This is a genomic window from Meiothermus sp. (assembly GCF_025060375.1).
Lineage (GTDB): Bacteria > Deinococcota > Deinococci > Deinococcales > Thermaceae > Meiothermus.
In genome coordinates, this window is the sequence record NZ_JANXCG010000045.1 from 18,506 (window position 1) to 42,724 (window position 24,219).

General features: G+C 66.1%; 24 protein-coding genes. 4 read left to right on the top strand and 20 right to left on the bottom strand.

Annotation, left to right across the window (positions count from 1 at the left end; genetic code table 11):
• Positions 1–3 precede the first annotated feature (3 nt).
• The 3 genes from NZ849_RS06080 to infC all read left to right on the top strand — a co-directional run bounded on the left by NZ849_RS06080 (position 4) and on the right by infC (position 3,084).
• Entirely contained in the window at positions 4–1,467 is a 1,464-nt protein-coding gene (locus NZ849_RS06080) for an ABC transporter permease subunit (protein ID WP_295405359.1), read from the top strand.
• Between the two features lie 14 nt (positions 1,468–1,481).
• On the top strand, positions 1,482–2,453 hold the full coding sequence (locus NZ849_RS06085; protein WP_295387564.1) for an ABC transporter ATP-binding protein: 972 nt from the start codon (positions 1,482–1,484) through the stop codon (positions 2,451–2,453).
• A 76-nt stretch (positions 2,454–2,529) separates the two neighbouring features.
• Positions 2,530–3,084, top strand: coding sequence for a translation initiation factor IF-3 (infC, locus tag NZ849_RS06090; protein WP_295405387.1), 555 nt, complete (start codon positions 2,530–2,532; stop codon positions 3,082–3,084).
• Here infC and NZ849_RS06095 read toward each other — a convergent pair.
• From NZ849_RS06095 to mraZ, 20 genes are all read right to left on the bottom strand, one after another.
• Entirely contained in the window at positions 3,077–5,314 is a 2,238-nt protein-coding gene (locus NZ849_RS06095; protein WP_295405361.1) for an AAA family ATPase, read from the bottom strand. The two genes, infC and NZ849_RS06095, sit on opposite strands and share 8 nt — an antisense overlap.
• Positions 5,315–5,368: 54 nt before the next feature.
• Positions 5,369–5,671, bottom strand: a complete 303-nt coding sequence (clpS, locus tag NZ849_RS06100; protein ID WP_295387570.1) for an ATP-dependent Clp protease adapter ClpS — start codon at positions 5,669–5,671, stop codon at positions 5,369–5,371.
• Positions 5,672–5,707: 36 nt separating this feature from the next.
• A complete protein-coding gene (locus tag NZ849_RS06105) occupies positions 5,708–6,268 on the bottom strand; it encodes a hypothetical protein (RefSeq protein ID WP_295405363.1) in 561 nt (186 codons plus the stop codon).
• Between the two features lie 11 nt (positions 6,269–6,279).
• Entirely contained in the window at positions 6,280–7,665 is a 1,386-nt protein-coding gene (locus NZ849_RS06110) for a TetR family transcriptional regulator (protein ID WP_295405365.1), read from the bottom strand.
• A 26-nt stretch (positions 7,666–7,691) separates the two neighbouring features.
• Entirely contained in the window at positions 7,692–8,186 is a 495-nt protein-coding gene (ruvC, locus tag NZ849_RS06115) for a crossover junction endodeoxyribonuclease RuvC (protein WP_295387577.1), read from the bottom strand.
• 42 nt (positions 8,187–8,228) lie between these two features.
• Positions 8,229–9,293: a cell division protein FtsZ gene (ftsZ, locus tag NZ849_RS06120; RefSeq protein ID WP_295387579.1), complete on the bottom strand. Its 1,065-nt coding sequence runs from the start codon at positions 9,291–9,293 to the stop codon at positions 8,229–8,231.
• Positions 9,294–9,303: 10 nt separating this feature from the next.
• Positions 9,304–10,566: a cell division protein FtsA gene (ftsA, locus tag NZ849_RS06125; protein WP_295387582.1), complete on the bottom strand. Its 1,263-nt coding sequence runs from the start codon at positions 10,564–10,566 to the stop codon at positions 9,304–9,306.
• The gene (locus tag NZ849_RS06130) at positions 10,563–11,213 is read right to left on the bottom strand and encodes an FtsQ-type POTRA domain-containing protein (protein ID WP_295405367.1); all 651 of its coding nucleotides are present in this window, start codon (positions 11,211–11,213) and stop codon (positions 10,563–10,565) included. Before NZ849_RS06130 ends, ftsA begins: the two co-directional genes overlap by 4 nt.
• A complete protein-coding gene (locus NZ849_RS06135) occupies positions 11,210–12,043 on the bottom strand; it encodes a UDP-N-acetylmuramate dehydrogenase (RefSeq protein WP_295387586.1) in 834 nt (277 codons plus the stop codon). The genes NZ849_RS06130 and NZ849_RS06135 overlap by 4 nt, the downstream gene beginning before the upstream one ends.
• Complete coding sequence (gene murC, locus NZ849_RS06140; RefSeq protein ID WP_295387588.1) at positions 12,040–13,413, bottom strand: UDP-N-acetylmuramate--L-alanine ligase; 1,374 nt, start codon at positions 13,411–13,413, stop codon at positions 12,040–12,042. Before murC ends, NZ849_RS06135 begins: the two co-directional genes overlap by 4 nt.
• The gene (locus NZ849_RS06145) at positions 13,410–14,453 is read right to left on the bottom strand and encodes a glycosyltransferase (RefSeq protein ID WP_295387591.1); all 1,044 of its coding nucleotides are present in this window, start codon (positions 14,451–14,453) and stop codon (positions 13,410–13,412) included. Before NZ849_RS06145 ends, murC begins: the two co-directional genes overlap by 4 nt.
• The gene (locus tag NZ849_RS06150; RefSeq protein ID WP_295405369.1) at positions 14,450–15,550 is read right to left on the bottom strand and encodes an FtsW/RodA/SpoVE family cell cycle protein; all 1,101 of its coding nucleotides are present in this window, start codon (positions 15,548–15,550) and stop codon (positions 14,450–14,452) included. The genes NZ849_RS06145 and NZ849_RS06150 overlap by 4 nt, the downstream gene beginning before the upstream one ends.
• Complete coding sequence (murD, locus tag NZ849_RS06155; RefSeq protein WP_295405371.1) at positions 15,543–16,817, bottom strand: Mur ligase family protein; 1,275 nt, start codon at positions 16,815–16,817, stop codon at positions 15,543–15,545. Before murD ends, NZ849_RS06150 begins: the two co-directional genes overlap by 8 nt.
• On the bottom strand, positions 16,814–17,683 hold the full coding sequence (locus tag NZ849_RS06160) for a phospho-N-acetylmuramoyl-pentapeptide-transferase (protein WP_295405373.1): 870 nt from the start codon (positions 17,681–17,683) through the stop codon (positions 16,814–16,816). Before NZ849_RS06160 ends, murD begins: the two co-directional genes overlap by 4 nt.
• On the bottom strand, positions 17,680–18,318 hold the full coding sequence (locus tag NZ849_RS06165; protein ID WP_295405375.1) for a hypothetical protein: 639 nt from the start codon (positions 18,316–18,318) through the stop codon (positions 17,680–17,682). The genes NZ849_RS06160 and NZ849_RS06165 overlap by 4 nt, the downstream gene beginning before the upstream one ends.
• A 113-nt stretch (positions 18,319–18,431) precedes the next feature.
• The gene (murF, locus tag NZ849_RS06170; protein WP_295405377.1) at positions 18,432–19,718 is read right to left on the bottom strand and encodes a UDP-N-acetylmuramoyl-tripeptide--D-alanyl-D-alanine ligase; all 1,287 of its coding nucleotides are present in this window, start codon (positions 19,716–19,718) and stop codon (positions 18,432–18,434) included.
• Positions 19,719–19,758: 40 nt separating this feature from the next.
• Positions 19,759–21,099, bottom strand: a complete 1,341-nt coding sequence (locus tag NZ849_RS06175; RefSeq protein WP_295405389.1) for a penicillin-binding protein 2 — start codon at positions 21,097–21,099, stop codon at positions 19,759–19,761.
• A gap of 56 nt (positions 21,100–21,155) precedes the next feature.
• Positions 21,156–21,416: a hypothetical protein gene (locus NZ849_RS06180; protein WP_295405380.1), complete on the bottom strand. Its 261-nt coding sequence runs from the start codon at positions 21,414–21,416 to the stop codon at positions 21,156–21,158.
• Positions 21,413–22,261: a 16S rRNA (cytosine(1402)-N(4))-methyltransferase RsmH gene (gene rsmH, locus NZ849_RS06185; protein ID WP_295405391.1), complete on the bottom strand. Its 849-nt coding sequence runs from the start codon at positions 22,259–22,261 to the stop codon at positions 21,413–21,415. The genes NZ849_RS06180 and rsmH overlap by 4 nt, the downstream gene beginning before the upstream one ends.
• Before the next feature lie 36 nt (positions 22,262–22,297).
• Positions 22,298–22,732 (bottom strand): division/cell wall cluster transcriptional repressor MraZ, encoded by a 435-nt coding sequence (gene mraZ, locus NZ849_RS06190; RefSeq protein WP_295405382.1) that lies wholly within the window; start codon positions 22,730–22,732, stop codon positions 22,298–22,300.
• A 514-nt stretch (positions 22,733–23,246) separates the two neighbouring features.
• Between mraZ and NZ849_RS06195 the strand changes: the two genes are divergently transcribed.
• A complete protein-coding gene (locus NZ849_RS06195) occupies positions 23,247–23,990 on the top strand; it encodes a hypothetical protein (protein ID WP_295405384.1) in 744 nt (247 codons plus the stop codon).
• Positions 23,991–24,219: the final 229 nt, after the last annotated feature.

A 24,219-nucleotide genomic window follows, 5' to 3' on the forward strand; every position in this document is an offset into this window, starting at 1 on the left:
GGCATGGCCGCTCCGTTCTGGTGGCTTCTCTGGCTTGGCGTGGCCTCGCCACTGCTGGTGCTGGCTGCGCGAGGGCTGGGGAACCTAAGCCTGGTGCCCAAGGTGCTTGACCTGGCGGGGGCCTCCCTCGCCCTGGCCTTGGCGGGCAGCCTTCTCTGCCTGCTGGTAGGGGGTGGGCTGGCCTGGCTGGCCTTTCGCGCCCGGCTGCATCCGGGGTGGGACGTGCTTTTGCTGTCGGCCTACCTCGTGCCCCCCTTTGTGGGCGCCTTGGGTTTTCTGTACGCCCTGCAGATGCTCGGCCTGCGGCCGTATGGGGTGGGGGGAATCCTCCTGGCCTGGACGGCCCACTACGCGCCCATGGCCTACCTGTTGTTGCGGCCGGCCCTGGAGCACCGCCTGGCCCCCCTGCTGCTGGCCTGTGAGGCCCACGGGGTGCGGGGTGGGCGGCGCCTGCGGGCCCTCCTGCCGCCGGTGCTTCCGGCGCTGGTGGCGGCCTTTGGGGCGCTTTACCTCACGCTCCTGGGCAACTTTGGGGTTCCTGCGGTGCTGGGGCTGCCGGCACAGGTGTACACCCTACCCACCCTGGCCTACAGCCGGCTCTTCTCCCCGGCCAGCCCTGACCCTCTGGGGGAAGCGGCTGCGGTGGGGCTTTTGCTGGGGTTGCTGGCCCTTCCGGCGGTCCTCCTTCACAGCGCCCCGGTGGGGGAGCCTGCCCTCCGGCCGCTGCGGCCCCGGTGGCCCTGGGCGGCCCGGTTGGGCTTTCTCCTCTTCGCTTTGCTGGGGGTGGGCCTTCCCCTGGTGGGTCTACTCCAGCGGGCCCTGTTCAACACCTTCAGCGGGGCTTTTGAGCCGGCTTTCTCCGCTGCTTTGGCGTTGCCCTTGGTGCGCCAGGGTTTGCTGAACTCGGTGGGTTTGGCCCTGCTGGCAACCGGCCTTTTGCTGATGCTGGGGCTTCTGCTGGCCCCTTGGCCCGAGGCCGCCCGTCGGTTGCGGCGGCTCTTGGACTTGCACTACCTGCTGCCCGGTACGCTGCTGGCCATCGGGCTGATCCTGGTTTTCGCGCCCACGCCCATCTACGCCACGCCCTGGCTGTTGCTCCTAGCCTATCTGCTCAACTTTGCGGCCCTGATGCTTCGGGCGGTGGAGGTGGGCCTCGAGGGAGGGGTGGAGCGTTTGGTGGGGGTGGGGCGGCTTTTTGGTTTGGGGCCGCGCCGGGCCTGGTTCCGTATAGGCTATCCCCTGCTTTGGCCCTATCTGGCCGCTGGGGTGTTCTTGGTGATGCCTTTGGCCCTGGCTGAGCTAACCCTCTCGGCCCTTCTTTACGCCCCTGGGGCTGAGACCCTGGGGGTGGCAGTTCTCTCTGCCCTGAACGGGGGGCTTTTCCGTGAAGCGGCCGCCATAGGTCTCCTCCTGATGGCCTTTTCCCTGCTACTTTTGCTGCTGCCGCGCCGGGGGGTGGTGGCCTGAGCCTTGGGGTGGGGATGCTGCGGATAGAGGGGCTTACCAAAAGCTTTGGCAAGGCGGGGGTCCATCAGGTTTCCCTGGGGTTGGGTCGGGGCCAGATCTTGGCCCTTCTGGGGGCCTCGGGCTCCGGCAAGACCACCCTCCTGAACCTGGTGGCGGGGTTGCTGCTTCCCGACTCGGGGCGGATTTTTCTGGATGGGGAGGATGTGACCAACCTGCCCCCTGAGCGGCGCGGGCTGGCCTACGTGTTTCAGGACCATGCCCTTTGGCCTCACCTGACGGTCCTGGAACACCTTCTTCTGGTCATGAAGGAGCCCAGGAAGGAGGAGGCCCTGGCCTTGCTGGAGCGGGTAGGCCTTTTGGGGCTGGAGAGGCGTAGGCCGCACCAGCTCTCTGGGGGCCAGAAGCAACGGGTGGCCCTGGCTCGAGCCCTGGCGGCGAGGCCGCGGCTCCTGCTCCTGGACGAGCCCTACTCGGCCCTGGACCCCGTGCTTCGGGAGGAGCTTCGGCTTGAGGTGGCCTCCCTGCTGCGGGCTGAAGGGGTGGGTGCCCTGCACGTGACCCACGACCCCGACGAAGCCCTGGCGGTGGCCGATCGGGTAGCGGTTCTGGAGGGGGGTCGCATCGTGCAGGAGGGGCTCCCTGCGGAGGTCTATGCCCGGCCCAACAGCCTGGCGGCTGCTCGGGCCTTTGGCCGGCTCAACCTCCTGCCTGTAGAGGTGCGCGGGGGGCAGGTGGGGTGGGATGGGGTGGTCTGGCCGGTGGAGGGGGTGCAGGAAGGCCCGGGGTTCCTGGCCTTCCGTTACGAGGAGCTGGTGCCCAGCCCTGCGGGGCTTCTGGCCCGGGTGGAGGCCAGCTATGACGGCCGGGGGGAGCGGCTCTGCCGGGTGCGCCTTGGCTGGGGGGAGGCGGTGGTCAAGCTCGAGGCTCTGCCCGGGCAGGAGGTTCGCCTGGCACCGGTCGGCCTGCTTCGGGTCTTTCCCCGCTAAGGCTTGCTCGGCGTTGCGGCTGGCTGGGCTTTTTTGTAGACTCAGGGCGTAGGCCTAAGCCTGCGGAGGTGAAGCTATCAAAGATGTACCGGTGAACGAGCGAATTCGGGTGCGTCAGGTCCGCCTGATTGACGAGAACGGCGTGCAAATCGGAGTGGTGGACACCCGTGAAGCGCTGCGGCTGGCCCAGGAGCGGGAGTACGACCTCGTGCTGGTATCGCCCAACTCGGTCCCTCCGGTAGCCCGGTTGCTGGACTACGGCAAGTGGCGCTACGAGCAGCAGCAGGCTGAGAAGGAAGCTCGAAAGAAGGCCAAACGCACCGAGCTGAAGAGCATGAAGCTGCGCCCCAAAATTGAGGCCCACGATTACAACACCAAGCTCTCCCACATCCGGCGTTTTTTGGAGGAGGGCCACAAGGTGAAGGTCACCATCATGTTCCGAGGGCGTGAGCTGGCCCATCAGGAGCTGGGCTACCGGCTTTTGGAGCGCATCGCCAAGGACCTGGAAGGGATAGGTTTTGTGGAGATGCGGCCCGAACTCATGGGGCGGGATATGAACATGGTCATGGCTCCGGGGTCCAAGCCTTCGGCGCCCATAACCCCGGCGAGCCCCGCCGGAAGCCCTAGCTGACCTCTAGAGCAATTTTTCCCTCCCTGAGGGTAACCGTAAGGCGGCCGCCTCGCTTGAGGGGGCCGAAGAGCAGAAGGTCGGCCAGGGGCTTCTTTAGGGTTTCCTGAATGAGCCGGGCCAGGGGGCGGGCCCCCAGCAGGGGGTCGTAGCCCTTCTCGGCCAGCCAGGCTACCGCCTCCGGGGTGACAGCAACCCGCACCCCCCGCTCCTCGAGCTGGGCCTCGAGCTGCCTCAGGAACTTGCCCACAATCTGCTGCATAACCTCCGGGGAGAGCGGGTTGAAGTGCACAATGGCATCCAGCCGGTTGCGGAACTCCGGCGTGAAGGTGCGCTTTAGGGCCTCCTCGCTGGCCTCCTGCCGGGTGCCGCCGAGGAATCCTACCCGCCGTTGGCTGGCTTCGGCGGCTCCTGCGTTGGTGGTCATGATGAGCACCACGCTGCGGAAGTCCACAGCCTTGCCATTGTGGTCGGTGAGCCTGCCGTAGTCCATGACCTGCAGCAGGATGGCGTAAAGGTCGGGGTGGGCCTTTTCTATCTCGTCCAGCAACAGCACGCAGTGGGGGTTTTGCGCCACCGCATCGGTGAGTAGCCCGCCCTGGTCAAAGCCCACGTAGCCTGGGGGGGCGCCGATAAGCCTGGACACCGAGTGCTTCTCCATGTACTCGGACATGTCAAAGCGGAGCAGGGGTACCCCCAGGGACGCGGCCAGCTGGCGGGCCAGCTCGGTCTTGCCGACCCCGGTGGGCCCGGCAAAGAGATAGCAACCGATGGGCTTTTGGGGATCGCGCAGGCCGGCGCGGGCTAGCTTGATGGCGCTGGCTACCTCCTCTACCGCCCGGTCCTGCCCGAAAACGGCGGCCTTTAGCTCCCGCTCCAGGTTGGCGAGCACCGCCTCGTCATCCCGACTCAGGCTCTTGGGGGGAATGCGGGCCATACGGGCCACGGTGGCCTCCACCTCGGCTACCCCAATGCGGCGTTTGCGCTTCTGGGGGGGGAGGAGGACCTGGGCCGCTCCGGCTTCGTCCAGCACGTCCAGGGCGGAGTCGGGCAGGCGCCGCTCGGTTAGGTGGCGGGCGGCCAGCTCCACCGCTCGCCGGATGGCCCCATGGGTGTAGCGGAGGCGGTGGTGGGCCTCGAGCCTGGGCCTGATCCCCTCCAGAATCCGCACCGCGTCGGTGTGAGAAGGCTCTAGGATATCGATTTTCTGGAAGCGCCGCGCGATAGCCCGGTCCTTCTCGAAGTGCTTGTACTCGGCGAAGGTGGTGGCCCCAATGCAGCGCAACCGGCCGGTCAGGGCGGGCTTCAGCAGGTTGCTGGCGTCCACCACCGAGCCGGTGGTGGAGCCAGCCCCCACGATGGTGTGAATCTCGTCAATGAAGAGGATGGCGTTGGGGTGCTCCTCCAGGGCCTTCATCACCGCTTTGACCCGTTCCTCGAAGTCGCCCCGGTAGCGGGTGCCCGCGAGCAGGCTGCCCATGTCCAGGGCGTAGACCTCCGCGCCCTTCAGCCGGTCGGGGAGGGGCAGGTCCCTGCCGCCCTGCCCCACAATGAGCTGTGCCAGGCCCTCCACCAGTGCGGTCTTGCCCACCCCGGGGTCGCCTACCAGAAGGGGGTTGTTCTTCTGGCGGCGGGAGAGAACGGTAAGCATGCGCTCCAGCTCAGCCCGGCGCCCAATCAGGGGGTCAAGCCGGCCCTGCCGGGCCTGCTCGGTGAGGTTGGTGCAGTAGGCCTCGAGGGGGTTTTGGGGCAATTCGGAGCCTGCCTCACCCACCCCAACCGGCTCCCCGCTGGGCTGGGTACCCCGGGGTAGGGCACCCCGGGCGATGGCGGAGGTCAGATCAAGTCGGGTCACGCCCATCTGCTCCAGGAGCGCATAGGCCGCCGACTGCCGCTCGTCCATAAGGGCCACCAGCACATTGGCCCCATTGGCCTGGTCGCGTCCGGCGGAGCGCATCTGCAACACGGCCCGCTGGATGACCCGCTGGAAGGCGGTGGTGGGTTCGGGTTGGGCTCCGGGGACGCTCTCAAACTGCCTGAGCGACTCCAGCAGCATCATCCGCAGGTGGTCCAGGTCGACCCCCACGCTCAGAAGCACCCGCTTGGCGTCGGGATCATCGAGCAGCGCCAGGAGGAGGTGTTCAAGCCCGGCGTACTCGTGCTGACGCTCGAGCGCCAGCTCCAGCGCGCGCCGGATAGAGCTCTCTAGGCTAGGGGTGAGGGGATTTCCCATCCGCACCTAAAGTCTAGCAGGGGCAGGTCGCCCGTATGTGCAGAAAACCACCGCTTACTCGGGTTCCAGGGTGCACTGCAGGGGGTGCCCCTCCCGCTGGGCCGCGGCCCTCACCTGATTTACCTTGGTTTCGGCGATCTCAAAGGGGTAGACCCCCGCTACCCCCACCCCGGTGTGGTGGACCTGGAGCATGATGCGGACTGCTTCGGCCTCGCTTTTTCGGAAGTAGCGCATTAGAACCTCTACCACGAAGTCCATCGGGGTGTAGTCGTCGTTCAGCAACAGCACCTTGTACAGAGGCGGGGTGCGGGGTGCCGCCTTGGATGAGGGGCGGGTCCTGGTGGCGGCCTCACTCACGGCGCCAATTGTAGCAAAACGGACCCAGGGGGCTGTTCACTTGAAGAAGGCGAAGGGGCGGCCGGTAAGGGCTACCCGGGCCTCGGTGAACGCCAGGATTCCGCCAGTGCTGGTGGCGCCCACCCGCACCCCTATTCGGAAGTTGCCGCTTTTGACAATGTTGAAGGCGGCCTGGTTCTGATTGGCGTTTAGGGTTAGGTCGATGGTCAGGTTCTGAGTCTGGCCTGGGGGTATGGTCAGGCTGGTGTAGCCTATGCCCAGGTCCCCCCCGTTGTTGTCCACCAGGTTGGTGTCGCCTACGGGGGCCAGGCGCAGTTCAAGGTTGCCGCTGAAGTTGGTGCTGCCGGTGTTGGTCACGCTGGCCCGCACCACGAGCTGCGCTCGCTCGATGACGTCCACAACCGTGGGAACCGAGACTACCTGGCCCTCAAAGCTCGACCCGGGGAAGAAGAAGGTGCCGGAGCCGCTTGGGATGCTGAGGGTGCGCTGGTGTGCGGGTACAAAGCTGAGCACGTTGACGTTTACGTTGTAGCGGGTGGCTGCGCTGCAGCCCGCCAAGAGCAGCAGAACGGAAAAGAGCAGGATGAGTTTGCGCATGGTCGCTCCCTTCAGAAATTCAGGCCCAGGCTCATGGCAATACCAAAGACGGTGTGGCCCACGAGGGGGGCGCGGTGGGTGGTGAGGGCGGCGTCCAGGCTGAAGCCAGGGCCTGTCACACCTGCTCCTAGACCGATGCGGAAACCATCGTCAAAGCCCAGTCCAGCCCGGAAGCGGCCTGGCCCCAGGGCGTATTCTCCGCCGATGCGGCCGTAGAGGCGGGTTTCGTAGCCTAGGTCGCCCCCCAGGGTGAGCTGGCCCATTTCCAGGGGTACCTTGGTGGCGGCGTTTAGGAAGAAGGCCGGCACAAAGCCGAAGCTGCTGCGCTCGGCCTGGGCTGAGGTGGGACTGGAGCTGCCGTTCCAGACCAGCTCGGTTCCGCTCCAGCGAGCGAAGCCCAGCAGGTTTCGGATGCCGAGCCCTACGGTAACCCCCCGCGCCTCGGCCACCACCCCCAGGTCGGCCCGCAGGCCAAAGCCGTTTCCGTTGCCCGGGTAGGTGTAGAAGATGCTCCCGCGGTAGACGGGGGGTTGGTTGGGGTCAATCTGCCCCTGGGCGTCGGTCTGCAGACCCACGCTGAGGTTGCTCTCAAGGTAGGACAGGCCGTAGAACCCCTCGCCGCGGCCACCCGTGTACAGGCGGACCCTGCCCAGTTCGGGAATGGGTAGCTCGGGCAGCCGGGTGGCGTAACCAAAGCTCAGGCCTACCCCAGACAGGCCGCTGGCGTTTAGGGTTACGGCGTACTCGGTGTTGGGTTGGAGGCTACCCGCTGCTAGTGCTTGGCGCAGGGCGCTGTTGGGGGAGAGGGCCAGCCCAAAGCCGCCCGCATAGGGGCCCAGCTCGAGGTACAGGCTGCCCTCCTGCAACAGGGGTATGCGAAACAGGGGCGCAGGCGTAAGGGCCACGCTCGAGGCTACCCCGATGGTCCTGCCCAGGCCTAAGTCAAGGTTGAGGGGCCGGCCCTGGTAGTCGGTGACCTGGATTCTCCCGGCCTCCACGATGATTTGAATCTCCGGGTAGCCGGTGTTGGGGTTGACAAAAGCAGTGGAGGAGGCGGGATTGATGAGAAGGCTGTTGATGTGGGTTAGCTGGTCGTAAAAGCTCAGGAAGTCAAAGGGGTTGCTGGGGTCGGAGAGGCTTTGGGGGTTTCGGAGAATGGGGATGGGGTTGCTCTCAGGACGCAGGAGAATCCCGAGTAGGCCCAGCGGTAGCTGGAATCCGGCTTCGCTGCCGTATACCCCCGCAGGGTAAGCAGCGTAGGCTGGGTTTAGATAGGCTGCCCCCGGCCCTGGGAGCACCAGCCCGGCCATTCCCAGGCTGCGCACCCCTTGGGCCAGCGAAAATCCGCTCATCAGAAAGAAAAGTCCTGCTAACCAAAGACGATGTCCGACGCGCATACAGTGAAGATTGTAAAACTAGCAGCTCAGCGCAGGGGTTCGTTTGACCTCAGGCGCTGGTGGAAGCAGTGGGTCAGGGCAATGGCCAGCGCGTCCGCTAGGTGGGTGGGTCTGGGCAGTGAGGGGAGCCCCAGGAGTGCCCGCACCATGTAGGCGATCTGCTGTTTGTCGGCGTTCCCGCTGCCCACAAGGGCCTGCTTGACCTGGGGTGGGCCGTAGCCATAGACCGGTATGGACATCTGGTCGGCCACCAAAAACACCACCCCCATAGCCCAGCCCACCTTGTAGGCCAGCTCGTTTTGCCGGTAGAAGAACTGTTCCTCTACCGAGATAGCCTGGGGTTGGTAGAGGCGGGCGGCCTCGTACACAGCCCGGTAGAGTTTGCCAACCCGCTCAGGTGCGGGCTGGCCATGGGCGGTCTGGATAACCTGGCCGTGCAGCATCCGGTAGCGCTGGCCTGTTTGTTCCACCACGCCCAGGCCCAAGTTGGTGATGCCGGGGTCAATGCCGAGCACGACCATTGGTCTGGCAGGCTCCCGCCTCCCCCGCAGCCCTGCGCCCCGTCAGTTGCCCCGTTTAGGGGGGTAGTCGCCATCCCCGTAGCGAATGAAGGCGGGAATCTCAAAGTTGCTGAGGTCCACGCCTGTGGTGGGGAAGTCAATGAGGCTGCGACCCTTGGGACCAGCTGTGACGGTGTTATCGTGGAAGCCGGTGGCAATCAGAATTACCCGCATCTCGTCTTGAGCCCGATTGTCGTAAGTGAGGCCGTAGAGTACGTCCACGTCCTCTACACCGGTGGCTTCGCGAATAAGCTCCACCACCTGGCTAGCCTCCATCAAGGAGATGTCCTCATCGCCAACTACATTGATGAGGAGCTTGTGAGCCCCTTCCACTGAGCGGTCTAGAAGGGGGCTTTGGATCGCTGATTGGGCGGCTTCCTGTACCTTATTTTCGCCGCGGCCCGCCCCGATGCCCATCAGGACCTGGCCGGCGTCCTTGAGCAGGGTGCGCACATCAGCGAAGTCTAGGTTAATCTGGCCCGGAAGGTTGATGACGTCGGTGATGCCCTTTACCCCGTGGTAGAGCACCCGGTCGGCAATCATGAAGGCGTCCTTGGCGGAGACCTTCTTATCCAAAGCGGAGAGCAAGCGGTCGTTGGAGATGACCACCATGGCATCCACGTGCTCGCGAAGCCGCTTGATGCCCTCCTCGGCAGCCCGCATGCGGCGCGGCCCCTCCCAGCTAAAGGGTCGGGTGACCACCCCCAGGGTAAGGGCACCCAGGCTCCTGGCGATGCGGGCCACCACCGGGGCGCTGCCGGTCCCCGTGCCGCCGCCCATCCCCGCGGTGATGAAGACCATATCGGCGCCCTCCAGGTACTCCCCAATCAGCTCCTCAGCTTCCTGGGCGGCTTTTTCTCCAATCTCAGGGTTGGCCCCTGCACCCAAACCTCGGGTGAGCTTTTCACCGAGCTGGACACGTGTCTCAGCCAGGCTAGCCGAGAGCACCTGCGCGTCGGTGTTGGCAGCGATGAACTCGACCCCGCTAAGGCCTGACTCAATCATGCGGTTTACCGCGTTGTTGCCAGCGCCGCCGAGTCCAATTACCTTAATCCGAACCTCGCCCATAAAAGCTCCTTCAGAAGAAATTTTTGAACATCCCCTTGATGCGCTCCCAGAGTCCGCTGGCTGTGCCCTCTGCGTTGGGCTGCGGTTTGCCGGAGGCGGGTTTGCGGGTGGGCCTCAGGCCCCGCGAAGAGGGAGTCTGTAGGGCTAGGCTGGCGGCATGCCGCACGAGGCCCACCGCGGTAGCGTGGGTGGGGGCGGCCACCACATCGGCAAGCCCTTGCACCCCCAAGGGCTTGCCCATCCGCACCGGCAGGTTGAACTGCTTGCGGGCCAGCTCTTCCAAGCCTCGCACCATGCTACCTCCCCCGGTAAGGATTACCTTACCCACGGTGATTTCCAAAGGACCCAGGGCCTCGTCCACGCTTTGGCGGGCCAGGTGTAGGATTTCCCGCAGACGTGGGCGGATGATGCGGGCCAGCTCGGGCGCCTGATAGGAGACCTGGGTGGTGCCCTCCTGGCTGACCTCCAGCACCAGCTCTGGATCGGCCAGCTCCGGCAGGGCCGCGCCGTATTTTTTGGCCACCCTTTCGGCCTCCTCTACGGGAATTTGGAGCAGTTTGGCGATGTCTTGGGAGACGTGGTCGCCCCCCAGGGGAATCACCGCGGAGTGGGCCAGGCGTCCCTGCCGAAAGACCGCTACGTCGGTGGTACCACCGCCGATGTCCACTAGCATCACGGTCATGGAGAGCTCCTCCGGGGAGAGCACGGCCAGCCCCGAGGCGTAGGCCTGCAGCACCAGGCCTTCCACCTCGAGCCCCGCGTTCTCCACCGCCTTGCGCAGGTTGGCAAGGGGGCCTTTGCTCCCAGCGACCAGGTGCACGTCCACCTCCAGACGCACCCCGGCCATGCCGACGGGGTCGCGGATACCCTCCTGGCCGTCCACCCGGAAGTCCAGGGGCAGGGCGTGGATGAGCTCATAGTCTCCCTCAAAGGGGTAAGCCTTGGCCTGCTCAATGGCCCGCTCCACATCCGCGGGGGTGATCTGCTGTCCTCGCCGGATGGCTGCCAGGCCATGGCTGGTGACGCTGCGCACGTGGGCTCCAGCCACCCCCACCCAGACCCGCTCGGCCTTGACCCCGGCCACCCGCTCGGCCTGGAAAATGGCCTGGCGGATGGACTCGGTGGTGCGCTCGAGGTTGGTCACAACCCCCCGCCGCAGGCCCTGGGAAGGGACGGTTCCCTCGCCGATAACGTCCAGGATGCCATCCGGCGAGAGTTCACCGATGACTGCGGTTACTTTGGTGGTTCCAACGTCCAAACCTACGAGAATCATCGGCGAGCACTCACCCCCCAAGAATACACGTAGATGCGCTCGGCTCCAGACGGCCTAAGAGGGTTGGTGGCGGCACTTGGGCCTATTCTGCTGGCTTTGGCCCAATCTTGCAACTCCCTGACGTTTTTGGCCCATACTTTTAATTCCCCCTTCTCTACCTGATACCCCCCCACACCGAAGCGGATCCGCTCGGCATCGGGGAAAGTCTGCACCAGCAGGAGCAGATCGGCAAGGGGAGCTTGGCCCTGGCCCAAGAGGAGTGGGGCCCGCTGGGGGGCCCCAGGCAGGAGCACCCCGTCGGCGCTCAGCCCGTAGAGTTCTGGGCCCAGCCGCAGGCTGGCGATGGGCTCGCGCTCCTCCAGCACGATGCGCAGCCGCCCAGGCGCTGGGCGCTCGAGCCGAGCCGCCTTGACCCAGGGATTCTGCAGCAGGGGCTGAAGCTGCTGGGGCCGGGCCCAAAGCCAAGGGGAGCCCACCTCGAGCCCGGTCACCTGCCGAACGTAACCAGGGGAAAGCTGTCGGTTGCCCACCACCTCAACCTCCTCCACCGGAAGGGCCACTCGGGAACCGACGGCCAAAGAGGCCATCAGCAAAAGCCCCAACAACGCCCTAAGGGCTAGGGAACCACGCCCTCTGCTCTCCCTCATGGCACTACCTCCGCTTGAGGCTCAATTTCCCCCCATATCTCCCACTCCACCTCCAGCGGCAGCACCGCCTGCACCTTCTTGATAAGGCCGTACATATCCGCTGCGGTGGCCCCGCCCAGGTTGATGAGAAAGTTGCCGTGTTCGTGGCTGATCATGGCCCGCCCTACGGTGGTGCCCTTCAGGCCTGCAGCATCGATCATCCGTCCGGCCGAGTCGCCGGGGGGGTTTTTGAAGGCGCACCCTGCGCTTTTCCGCTTGGGCTGACCCTTTCGCGCCGCGTCTACCAGGGCGATCCGCGCCCGCACTGCTTCAGGAGAGGCCATGGACAGCCTGAGCCTGACCCGTGTCACGATACCCCCTTCGGGCAGCCGGGAGCCTCGGTAGGTGAAGCCGAGTTCGTGGGGCTGGTAGACGTGTAAGCCGCCATCGTGGAAGATTTCCACTTCTGCGAGCGCTCCGCTCATCTCCCCGAAGCGGGTACCCGCGTTCATCTTGACCGCTCCTCCTACCTGGGCCGGGACCCCATAGAGTCCCTCCAGCCCCGAAAGCCCCAGCCGGGCTGCCGCCTGGACCAGGCTGGGCACCATTGCTCCGGCCCCTACCCAGCCCGAGAGGTCAGGGTTCCACTGGGCAAACTCCCCGGCCAGCCGGATAACCCGCTCAGCCACCCCTCCATCGGCCACCAGCAGGTTGGAACCGTTGCCCAGCACGCGGTAGGGGGCCTCGGTGGCCCGCTTGAGGTCGTCCAGGGTTTCCACCGTCCAGACCTCGGCCTCTCCCCCCACCCCAAGGGTGGTAAGCCGGGCCATGGGCAGCCGTTCTACCCTCACACCGCCTCCTTCTCCGTTGCGAGCAGGCGTCCCAGCCTGGAGACGTTCCCAGCCCCAATCGTCAGGATAAGCTGCCCAGGGGCAGCGCTCCTGCGCAGGTAGCCCAGGGCCTCATCCCAGCTGCAGTAGCGGGCCTTTTTCCCCTGGGCCTTTAGGTGGGCCACGATGCCTTCTGCAATCTGGGCGCTGCTGAGCTGAAGCGGGGTTTCCCCTGCGCTGTAGACGTCCAGGATAATTGCCTCGTCGGCCAGCTCCAAAGCCCGGGCATAGAGCGGCCACTCCTGTTCGCTGCGCCCAAAGCGGTGGGGTTGGAAGACGGCCCGCACCTGAAGGCCGGTGCGGCGGGCGGCCTGCAGGAGGGCCTGAAGCTTGGTGGCATTGTGGGCGTAATCGTCTACGATCAGAGCGCCGTTGAGCTCACCCAGGCGTTCGAAGCGACGGGCGGCGCCGGTGTACCGGGCCAGCCCCTCCTGTACCGCCCCAAAGGGCAGCCCAGCCACCAGCGCTGCGCAGGCTGCGGCCAGGGCGTTGGCGATGTTGTGCTCACCCGGCACCTGGAGGAACACCTGGCCCAGGGGCCTGCCCTTCCAAACCAGGGTGAAGCGGCTGCTGAAGGCCTCCAGGCCTATATCTTGGGCACGGCAGTCGCCTTCGGTCAGGCCGAAGCGGCTTCTGGGGTAGCCCTGGGTGAGCTTCTCCAGCAGGCCCCAGCGGGGGTCCCCGTTGTAGACCACGTGCCCAGCCCGGCTGGCGAAGGCGCGCATGGCCTCTCGGAGGGCCTCAAAGGAGCTGTGGTAGTTAGGCCGGGCTGTGCCGTCCGGAGAGACGTGGTCGGCCTCCAGGTTGGTAATCACCGCCACGTCCAGGCTGAGGAAGCGGAAAAGGGGGTCGGACTCGTCTATCTCAGCGATGCGGTAGCGGCCCTGCCCAGCCCTGACGCTTCCCCCCAAAGGGCCGTACTCTGCGCCCAGCAGCACCGTGGGGTCGGCCTGGGCAGCTTGGAAGATGCTGTAGAGCATGGCGGTGGTGCTGGTCTTGCCGTGGGAACCGGTTACCCCCAGGCTAAAGCCGCCCTTCAGGATTTCGGCCACCACCTGGATCCGCCGCCAGACTGGGAGGCCCAGGGCTCGAGCCGCCCTTACCTCCGGCTCATCCTCAGGAATGGCGGTGGAGGCCACCAGGATGTCTACCCCCTCCAGGTGGGCCGGGCTGTGCCCTTGGTAGACCCGGATCCCCTCCCGCTCTAGGGCCTGGGTGAGTTCGGAGCTGTGCTGGTCGCAGCCGCTCACCCGGTGGCCGTCCTCGCGCAGAAGGCGGGCCAGCCCGCTCATGCCAATTCCCCCGATCCCCATCAGGTGATAGTGCCTCACACTACCTCCAGCACTGCTTGGGCCAGCCGCTGAGCGGCTCCGGCAGGAGACAACCCTTTGAGTTTAGCGCGGATTTGGTCCCGCGTGGAGGGTTCCAGAAGGGCCTCCAGCTCTCGTTCGAACTCGGCCCAGGAGGAAAGCCGCCGGGCTGCGCCTTGCTCAGCATAGAAGCCCACGTTGGCCCACTGGGCCCCGCCGTCTAGGTGGCTTGGTAGGGGCACCCCCAGCACCGGCACCTGGTGGAAAGCGGCCTCGGCTAGGGTACCAGCCCCGCAACGGGCGATGGCCAGGTCGGCCGCGCTCCAGGCCAGGGGGGCTTCCACATAGCCCCGGATGTGGTAGTGGGGTCTTTCCCTGGCCTTCATCTCCGCCTCCCAGCGGGGGCCGCACTGGTGCAGCACCTGCCAGTGGGAGAGGAGCGGGTAGAGCCGCCCGGGGAGTTCCCGGTTGAGCTCCTGGCTTCCCTGGCTGCCCCCCAGCACCAGAAGGGTAGGGCGGTGTGGGTCCAGGCCCAGCCGGGCTCGAGCCTCCTCTGCAGGATAGGACTCTTCCCGCACTGGGTAGCCCACCACCTGGGCCTTGGCGGCTAGGGATGGGGGTAGCGCCATGGGGGTGGCTAGGGCGAGTCGCCGGGCCAGCCGGGCGAGGGCCTGATTGGCCAGCCCCAGTTTGGCGTTTTGCTCGTGAACCACCAAAGGAATTCGCTTCAAGGCAGCCACAAAGGCCACCGGGAAGCCCGCATACCCGCCCATGCTGAGCACCGCTTTGGGCCTCAGTTCCCCCACGATCCGTTGAGCAGCCCCAAGCCCCCGCAGGAGCTTCAGGGCCTCCTTCGGGCGCAGGGCATCGCGGCTGAGCTTGCCGGCAGGGATGAGGTGGTAGGGCAGGCCGCTCCTGGGGAGCACCCGCTCCTCCAAGCCGCCCAGCGCCCCCACGTAGACCACCGCCAAACCCGCCTCCAACAAGGCCCGGGCGGCCGCCAGCCCCGGGTACAGGTGGCCGCCGGTGCCACCCCCAGTCACCACCACCTCCGCCTTCACAGCCGAACCTCCTTGGGGGTCTGGGCGAAGGCCTGCCGCGCGAGGCCGTGCAGCAGCCCCATGGCCACCCCGGCCATGAGCATGGCGTTGCCCCCTACGCTGACCAGGGGCAGCGGGGAGCCCCCAATGGGGAGCATACCCAGTACGGCCGCGATGTTGAGCGCGGCCTGCAAGCAGAGGTAGAGGGTTAGGCCCAGGGCCAAGACGCTCAGGGAACCCTCGAGGTGGGCCGCAATCTGCAGGCCTCGGGCGAGGATCAGCCACCAGGCCAGCAACAGCATGCCCCCTGCCAGCCAGCCCCCAGCCCAGATGATGGAGGCCAGAATGAAGTCGTTGTGGGATTCCGGCAGGTTGGGCATCCGGGCACCTGCGCCTTGGCCGAAGAGTCCCGCGTTGACGATCACTTTGTGGGCCTGGGTGATTTGATAAAGAGGACCCCGCGTGAGTTCAGGGGTGAGCTCAGCCACCCGGCCGCCCACGTAGGTCTGCCATCCGGAGAACCGCTCGTGGGCCTTCTCAAGCCGCTCCACGAAGACCCCAGAAAAGGCCAACAGGACCAGGCTGCCCGCAAACATAACGGCCAGCAGCCGCCGGGTAGGTACGCCGATGGCGAAGAGAAGCAGGCCTGCTAGGAAGAGCAGGAACAGGGCGGTGTCCAGGTCAGGCGAGATGAGGATCAGGGTGGAGGCCAGAACGATGGCTGTTACCGGGCCGATGATGGGGTAGTCGGCGGGCTTCTGGTGAAAGAAGGCGGCCAGATAGAGGGGGACCGCGAGTTTGGCCAGCTCGGAGGGCTGGAGGTTGAACCCAACCCCGGGGAGGTCGATGAAACGCCGCTCGCTGCCCGGGCCGAATCCGATGACCAGGTTTAGCCCCAGCAGGGCCAGGGTCAGCAGGAAGAAGGGTCGGGCCGTCCAGAGGGCCCAGCGGGGGTGGAGCCGCGAGACCAGCAGGGTGAGGCCTAGGGCCAGGAGCATGTTGCGCAGGTTCTCCAGGCTGTGCGCCTCCCGCACGCCCCGCATCCCGTCTGCGGCGGCTACCCCCAGCGCCGACAGCGCGAAGAGCAGAAGCTGGGCCAGCAGCAGGATGCTATCCACCTTGGCCTCCCAACGCGTGCACCACCTCTCGGAAGGCCCTGGAGCGCTCCTTGTAGTCCTTGAACTGGTCAAAAGAGGCAGCCAAGGGGGCCAGGAGCACGCTGCCCTCGGTGATCCGTTCCAGGGCCTCCCGAACAGCTCGTTCCAGGGCCAGCCGGCCGTTGGGCTCGCGAATCTCCACCACCTCGGCCAGTCCCTGGAAGGCCTGGGCCATGCGGGGCCCGTCCCGACCAATGGCGAGGATGAGGCCCACCCTGCGCCCCACCACCTCCCGTAGCTCCTCCACAGGGGCCCCTTTGTCTACCCCGCCTAGAACCCAGGCGATGGGGGCGGGCGCGGCTTCCAGCGCTGAGCGCACCGCGTCTAGGCGGGTGGCGATGGAGTCGTCTATGAAGACGACCCGCCCTATCCGGGCGAACACCTCATAGCGGGCCTCAGGCCAAGGGGCACTTTGGCCGAAGGGCTTGAGGTTTTCGGGGGTGGGGGCAAACGGCCAGGTGCGCTCAGGTTGTTCCCGCATTGCAATCCGGGCATAGGCCAACGCCGCCTGTAGGGCTGCATTGAGGTTGGTCTCGCGGGGGTTGGCGGCGGGTTCAAAGGGATAAAGCTGGGCTGGGCTTCCCTGGATGGCCCTGCGGATGCGGGCGTCTTGCGCGTTGTAGACCAGCGCATCCTGGGGGGTTAGGTTCTGGATGAGCTTGAGCTTGGCCTCGTGGTAGGCCTCCAGGCTTCCGTGCCGGTCCAGGTGGTCCACCCCCAGCAGGAGAAGCACCGCCACCCGAGGTCGGAAGTACCGGGTGCGCTCGAGCTGGAAGCTGGAGAGCTCGGCGACGGCCACCTCGGCCTCGTCCACCACGCTTGATAGGGGAGGGTCAATGTTGCCACCCTCCTTTGCATGAAAGCCCAAGGCCCTGAGAAAGTGAGCGGTGAATAGGGTGCAGCTTGTCTTTCCGGCGGTACCGGTGATGCCGATGAGGGGGGTCGTGGAGTGCCGGTACACCAGCTCGGCCTCCCCGATGACCTCGGCCCCGCCTTCCCGCAGGGCGGCCAGCCGGGGGTGGTTCAGGGGTACCCCAGGGGCGGCGATGACTTGCTGGTAGTGGCCTGGCCTGGGCTCGGGCTCCAGCTCAAAGCCCATCTCCAAGGCCCTTCGGGCCTCCTCAGGCTTCAGCGCATCGTCATAGAACCAAGCTGGCATTCCATGCCGCCGCAGGTAGCCCAGCACCCCCAGCCCGCTGCGTCCAAGGCCGTAGACGAGCCGCTTCATCCTTTTCCTCCCCAAAGGTGCGCTGCGAGAGCGGTGGTGAGGGCAGTGACCGCTACGAAACGGAAGACCACCTTGCTCTCGGACCAGCCCGACAGCTCAAAGTGGTGGTGGAGCGGGCTCATCTTGAGGAGGCGCCTGCCGGTGCGGCGGAAGTAGGCCACCTGAACCACCACCGAGAGCACCTCCAGCGCTGGGATGAGCGCAGCCAGCGGCAACCACCAGAGCTTCCCCTCCAGGATGAAAAGCCCCGCCACCAAAGCCCCCAGCGCCATGCTTCCGGTATCCCCCATGAAGACCGTGGCCCGCGGAGCGTTGTACCAAAGGAAGCCCAAAAGCCCCCCCAAGGCGGCCTGGGCGGTGGGCAGCCCCAGGAAGGGCAGCAGGAGAACCGCCGTTACACTGGCCAGCAGCCCGTCCACCCCGTCCGTGAAGTTGAAGGCATTGCAGGCCGCGATGACGACCAGGGTGATGAGGAGTACGTCCAGCGCCGGGTGGGGGGTGTACTGCACCAGCCTTGCGGCCCAGAGGGCGAAGATGAAGCTCATCAGGGCCTGCACGACCAGCTTCTCTCGAGCCCGCAGGGGCCTCCGCAGCGAACCGGCCAGGTCGTCGGCCAGACCCAACAAGGCCATGCCCAGGACCAGAAGCCAGAGGCCAGCCCACCGGTCGCCCCCCGACAGGGCGTACACCGAGGCGGCGGCTAGCAAAAAGGCTACCCCTCCCATGCTGGGGGTGCCGGCCTTGCTTAGGTGGCTTTGGGGGCCCTCCGCCCGCACCCGCTTTCCGAGGCCCAGGGCCTGCATGAGGGTAATCCAGAGGCCGGTGAAAAACCAGCTCAGGAGGAGGGCAGCGGCCAGGGTGTTCATGGTGTGCTCCAAGGTCGGCTGGGGGCGGCTGGCTCTAGGTTGCGCTGCAGGGCAACCAGGTGGCCTGCCTGCAGGGTGTAAAGGAAGCCCCCGTCGCTTTCCAGGCCCTCAAAAGCCCCTGGCCGGAAGCCCAGGCGCAGACCCTCTAGGCTTAGGCGGTAGAGACCCTCTGGGTTGAGGACGTAAAGCTCGTCCAGGACCACCGCAGCCTTGACCCCAGGTGGCAGCGGAACCCGCAGGCCGTCGGGCAGGCGCAGTGCCTCCTGACCAAAGGCGAAGATGTACCGTTCACTGGCCGCCAGGAAGGTGTAGCGGCCTCCGTGCAGCTGGCGACGCTCAAAGTAGACCCCCCTTTCGTCCAGCCAGTAGACCCCATCGGAGGTGCGCAGGGCGTCCTTGGCCCGGTAGGGCAGGGTGCCCAGGCCCGGGGCGAAGAGCCGGTCTTCTAGGCCCACCAGGGGGCTGGGCTTGGCCCGCACGAAGGTGGGCACCCCCGGAAGGGGGAAGTTTTCGCGGATGAAACCACCTTGATAGACGAGGAGCTGGAAGGGGTAGGCCGCCAGCAGCGTCTCGCCACTGCGGGCTACCGCCAGGGGAGGGGCGGGCAGGGCCAGCTCCAGGCCAACTGCGCGCACAAACCGCCCTTCCACGACACCTCCTTCGATGAGCAGGGGCTGAGAGGGTGGCTGGGTAGACGGTTGGGGTGCGCAGGCGGCAAGCCCCAAGACGAGCGCCAGCACGCCCCTTCTCATGCTCCCTCCCTGGGCCACAGCTCCAACAGCCGCTCCAACCCCACGCTACGCGAGGCCTTCAGGTAGACCAGGTCGCCTGGCTGGACGTTCTGCTGGAGGAACTGGATGGCCTCCTCCAGGGTTTCCAGGGCTACTCCCCCCACCTCGGCGGCCTGAGCTCGAGCGAAGGGACCGATGAAAACCCGGTGGGGGCTTACCTGGGCGGCCCAGTGGGCGGCCTCGAGGTGGTACCGCGGAGCCTCCTCCCCCAGCTCGGCCATCTGGCCCAGCACCAACCACTTGCGGCCGCGCTGGGTTTGGAGGAACTCGAGCCCTGCTTTCAGGGAAAGGGGGTTGGCGTTGTAGGCGTCGTTGAGGAAGCGTATTCCGCCAAGCTCGAGCTGCTGCATTCGTCCAGGAGGGAGCTTTAGCCAGGCTAGCCGCTCGGCGGTTTCCCCCAGGGGCTGGCCCAGCACCTCAGCCACGGCCAGCGCGGCCAGCGCTCCCAAAACGGCCCCCAACCCTGGATAGGGTAGGCGGACCCGTAGCTCCCCGTAGCGGAACTGGCTGGAGTCCAGGGCCAGCTCGAGGTCCCGGGCCTGGAAGTCGCCCTCGCCAATGCCATAGGTTTTGAGGCCGGGTATCCTCAGCTGTTCCGCTGCCTGAGCGCTTGCCAGCCGGACAGGGCTTGCCCACAGGAGCCAGCTTTCCTCCCGGATGACGTTTTCCAGGCTTCCGAGCCCTTCCAGGTGCTCCGCTCCCAGCGCCGTGAGCACCCCCAGATTGGGGCGAGCCAGGTAGGTGAGCTCGGCCATCTCCAGCGGTCGGTCAATCCCCAGCTCCACCACGCAGCCCGGAGCCTCCCCCAGGTGCAGGAAAAAGCGGGCCAGACCCGGTGCGTTGTTCAGGTTGCCTTCCGGTGCAGGCCAGCCTAGGCCCTGGGCTAGGCACTCTTTGGTGGTGGTCTTGCCCGAGCTGCCCCCCACCGCGACCACCGTACCCCCAAAGCGATCCCGCAGGGCCCGGCCCAGGACCAGAAGAGCTCGCTCAGGGTGGCGCACCTGCACTGCTCCGGGGTGCCCCTGGTCGGTGACCACGAAGGGCGCGCCCTTGGCCAGCGCCTCATGGGCAAAATCCCGCCCGTGGGCCTTGCTGCCCGGAAGGGCAAAAAAGGCTACTCCAGGACCGACCTGGCGTGAATCCCAGTGCAGGTCGTGGGCGGCCCTTACCCCGGGGTATGCCTTGCCGCCGGTGAGCTGGGCCACCCATTCCGGTCTGAGTTCTCCGCCTGTCCTTCCCTTCATAGCCTTATGAGTAAGGAGCTCAAGTTACACAAAACACACATCAGCGTACCAGTCTACCCCCAGGGGATGAGAGCTCCAACTGCGGTGGAATGCCCCACAGGGCCAGCAAGCCGGCGGCGATTTCCCGATAGATGGGGGCCGCCACCTGAGCGCCGTGGATGCGCCCGGCCTGGGGATGGAAGAGGACCACCACCACGGTAGCCCTGGGCCTTTCGGCGGGCACGAATCCGGCGAAAAGCGCGGTGTAGACCTCGTTGCTGTAGCGGCCATTCACCACCACCTGCGCGGTTCCGGTTTTCCCCGCCAGGGTGTACCCGGCCAGCCGGGCATTTTCGGTCATTCCCCGCGCCAGCGCTCTCCGGATGTCCTGGGCCACCTCAGGCCGGAAGACCCGTTCACTCCTACCAGGACTGCCATCGAAGAGGAGCGGTTGCCGGTAGGTGCCATCGGCGGCCAGGGTGTTGTAGGCGGCCGCTAAGTGCAGTGGGGTGATCAGGAAGCCCTGTCCGAAGGTGGCGTTGGCGTACTCCGCGGGGCCCCAACGGGCCAGCGGACGGAACAGGGGTGAGGCCACCTGCACGGCCACGGCCGGATGGGGAGGGGGCAGCAAGGCTTTGTCCATAAGGTGCAGCCGCTCAAAGTAGCGGTAGAGGGTTGCCCTGGGAAGCCGCTCGGCCAAAGTGGTGATGCCCACGTTGGAGGAGTACCTGAGCACCTCGGCCAGGGTGAGCGTCTCTGGGTGTTTGACCGCGTCGTTGATGGTCCATCCAGCCACCCGGCGGCTCATGGGGGCGTAGACCCGGGTTCCTAGCTGGGCTACCCCCTCTTCCAGGAGCACCGCGGCAGTGAGGGACTTTACGGTGGAGCCTGGTTCTATGGCCTGGGTAAAGGCGTGGTTGCGCCAGGAGAGGTCTTCCTGGGCGCCTTTGCGGGGTGCGGCAGGGTCAAAGGGGGGGGCGTTGGCCACGGCCAGAAGGCGGCCGGTCCGGGCCTCCATGACCAGGGCGGCTCCCCAGTCGGCGCGTGCGGACTGGGCGCCTCGCCAAAGGGCCCTCTCGGCGATGGCCTGGACTTGCGGTTGAATGGTGAGGCGCAGGCTTTGCCCTTGGGACAGGAGCGGTTCTAGGTCCAGCTCGAGCCCCGCCAAGCCCCTTCCGTTGGCCCGCTCACCAAACCCCAGGAGCTGGGTAGCGGAAAGCCCCAGCGGGTAGAGCCGAGGTTCCTCAGGGGTGCTCAGGGCCAGTGGGGTGCCATCGGCGGCTTCGAGCCGACCCCGTAGGGGTGAGGCCGAAGGGGATGGTTGCAGCGAGAGCCCGGGGGCGTTGTGCCACAGCAGGTAAAAACCATAGGCCAGGCTCAGCGCAAAGGCCAAAAAGGCCATTAGCACCGCCCAGCCTCGGCTTAGAGCGGCGCTTTGCTGTGGTCTTTCCAGCGGCCTCACGGAATCCTCCCTCCCTCAGCCCAGCGTCCCAGGCTCATGGGGATATACCCCTGTGCCTCAGCCCACTCGAGTAAGGCCAGAGGCGAGGTGAGTTGGTAGCGCTCCAGGTTGAGCCGCACCTCCCTTTGCCTCAGGTCGGCCTCGCGCCGGAGGAGGGCTTGCAGGCGGGCGGACTGCTGCTGGTTGTAGTGGCCCAGAGCGGTCAAGCCAACCATCAGCACGATGTAGACCGTTCCCCACCGCAGCGCGCTTTTCACCCTGGGCCTCCTTTGCGTTCGGCCACCCGCATCTTGGCGCTGCGGGCGCGGGGGTTCCGTTGCCTTTCCTCCTCGGAGGGGAGGATGGGTTTTTTGCTTAGGGGTACGAGCACTGCCGAGTTGCGTAAGAAGCGCTTGACCAGCCGGTCTTCCAGCGAGTGGAAGCTGATAACCACCAGCCGCCCCGAGGGCCTCAGGACCCGCTCGGCGGCCTCGAGCAGCGCCTCTAGAGCCCCCAGCTCGTCGTTTACGTGTATGCGCAGGGCTTGGAAGCTGCGCCGGGCAGGGTGCCCGGCGGAGCGGTAGCCGGTGGCCCGGCGGATGACCTCGGCCAGGTGGGTGGTGGTGCGGATGGGGCGATTTTGCACAATGAAGCGAGCAATCCGGCGGGCTTGTGGTTCCTCGCCGTACTCCTGGAGGATGCGGGCGATTTCGTCCTCGCTGTAGGTGTTCACCACCTGTTCTGCGGTGCGGTCGCCCTGGCCCATCCGCATATCCAGGGGGCCCTCTTTTTGGTAGCTGAAGCCACGGCTGGGGTCCTCCAGATGGAAGCTGGATACCCCTAGGTCGGCCAGAATCCCGTCCACCTGCCAGATGCCCAGCCTGCCCAGTTCGCTTTCCAGGTGGCGGAAGTTGGCCTCCACCAGGGTCAGGTTGGGAAGACCCAGGGCCCGGGCTCGAGCGATGGCCTCGGGGTCTTGGTCAAAGGCCACCACCCGCCCTCCTTGCTCCAGGATGCCCCGGGTGTGCCCGGCCCCTCCCAGAGTGGCGTCCACGTACAGCCCGCCAGGCCGAACGCCAAGCCAACTAAGGGCTTCTTGGTAGAGCACCGGGATGTGCTGCATGGGTTCTCCTTGGGAAGGGGCGAGCGTGAGCATGGCCTATCCAATCAGGCCGCGCAGGGCCTCGGGGGTGGTGGGGTTCTCCAGGAACTTGTTGATGCTCTCCCACCAGCGCTGCTCGCTCCAGAGCTCCAGACGGGTGGGGGCTCCCGCCACCACCGCCTCTCCGGTTTCTTCGAGGCCTGCAAACTTGCGCAGGGTGGGGGGGATGGTGATACGGGAGGCGTTGTCCATCTGGGTCTTGTGGGCGCCGGAGTATAGGAAGCGCACCAAAAGCTGGGCCGGTCGGTCAATGAGGGGAACGTTTTGAAGCTGCCGTTCGATGTTGCTCCAGGTATGCAAGGGGTAGAGGTACAAGCAGCCCTCGAGCCCCCGGGTGATGACCACCCCATCCTCGATGAACGAGCGAAAAGGGGGAGGGATGACTACCCGGCCCTTTTCATCGAGGCTGTACTGGTATTCACCGAAAGGCATCCCGCTGGCTCCTCACCTATATCCTTGGCGCCCCAACGGGCTGTTCCCACTCGAGGTGCCGCTCTGGAGGGTAATGTACCACGTTTTTCCCACTTTTTACCACTGAGCCCCACTTAACTCCCACTTTTTCCCACCTCCAGGGTGCCAAGTGGGCCGGTTTCCCACTGCACTGCTACGAGATCGTTTCCTCCCGACCACGCGGGAGCAGCCTCAGGGAGGCCATCCCCTAAGGGGGTTGGGGGACCATTGAGCACCGCTACGGGTCTGTTCGGGCCTCTCCACCCGGGCTGGGCTCATGCACAGCCTGGTCTGGCCCTTTCAAGCACTATGCCCTCAAAGACTGGTGGTCTTCGACGAGCCCTACCGCATAGGCTGCTATAACCCCGCCGCCGGGGAGGAGGAGTAGCGCCGCGACCCTAGACCATGCCCCCAGGAGGGGTTTGGCTGGGCTCCCACGGCTGAGGAGTGGAGCCCGAGCCCCCAGGACTACGATCCCGCCCTGTGGCGGGCCTTTGTGACCGCCCTGCCCCAGACCCACCTGCGCTGTTTGGCGGAGGGCGGGGGAGAGCTTTGGGCCGCGGGGACGATGGGCCAGGCCCCCTTCAACCGGCGGGTGCAGAGCATGCCCCCGGAGGAGCGCTTTCTCCAGGACATCTCGCGGGCCAGCTCCTTGGAAATCCACCTCCGCAGGCGCTTTCTGGAGAAGCAGCTTGAGGCCACCACCCCGGAGGCTTACAAACGCCCTTGCCAGGAAACAGCCCTCTCCCCTGCTCTTCTGGCCTACCGGTGGAACCAGGGGCCCGTGTTGGCGGCCCTTCTTCCCGTGGAGTGGGCCGTGCCTGAGCCCCTGGGCGGCCCAAAATTGCGGGGATACTGGCTCGTGGTATACTCCCTGGAGCGGAACCGTGGTCACGGGATACGCTGCAAGCGGGTTGTCCTGCCTAAAGGTCCCTTGGAGCGAGGTGGTATGGTTCAGAAAACCCCCCTGGCTTCCCTCCCTTCCCTCTCTTCCCTAGAGCTGGCCCGCTGGAGGTGGAGAGAGGTGAAGCGCTTCCTGGAGCGGCCGGAGGCCTACAATCCCGACGAGGCCCTGGTTCTTGTGGAGGAGTTTCCCCTTCTTGAGGAACATCTGCGGGATCTGTACGCCGAAGATCCCGAGCCTGCTCTGGCCCTAGCCCAGGAGATCTTTGCCGAGCGGGAGCGCCTCCTGGCCCAGGGCATCCGCCTCCCCGAGACGCCGGAAGCCCTGTTGAGCTGAGTCCTTCCCCCGGACCGGGAGGTAATTGAAGATCAAGCCCGTGAATCAGCCGAGCCCTCTTTGGGTTAGCGGTGAAGTGCGCAGCGGCGAACGCCTTACGCGGTAACGCCTACACAGCGCGCCCAGACGTTCTTGGTCTACCCGCAACACCTTCTATTGTGCGGGTCCACAGCTACAACCCGGCCAGATGGTGCCGCTTGGCCTCGCGGTGGTACATGAAGCTCAGGTA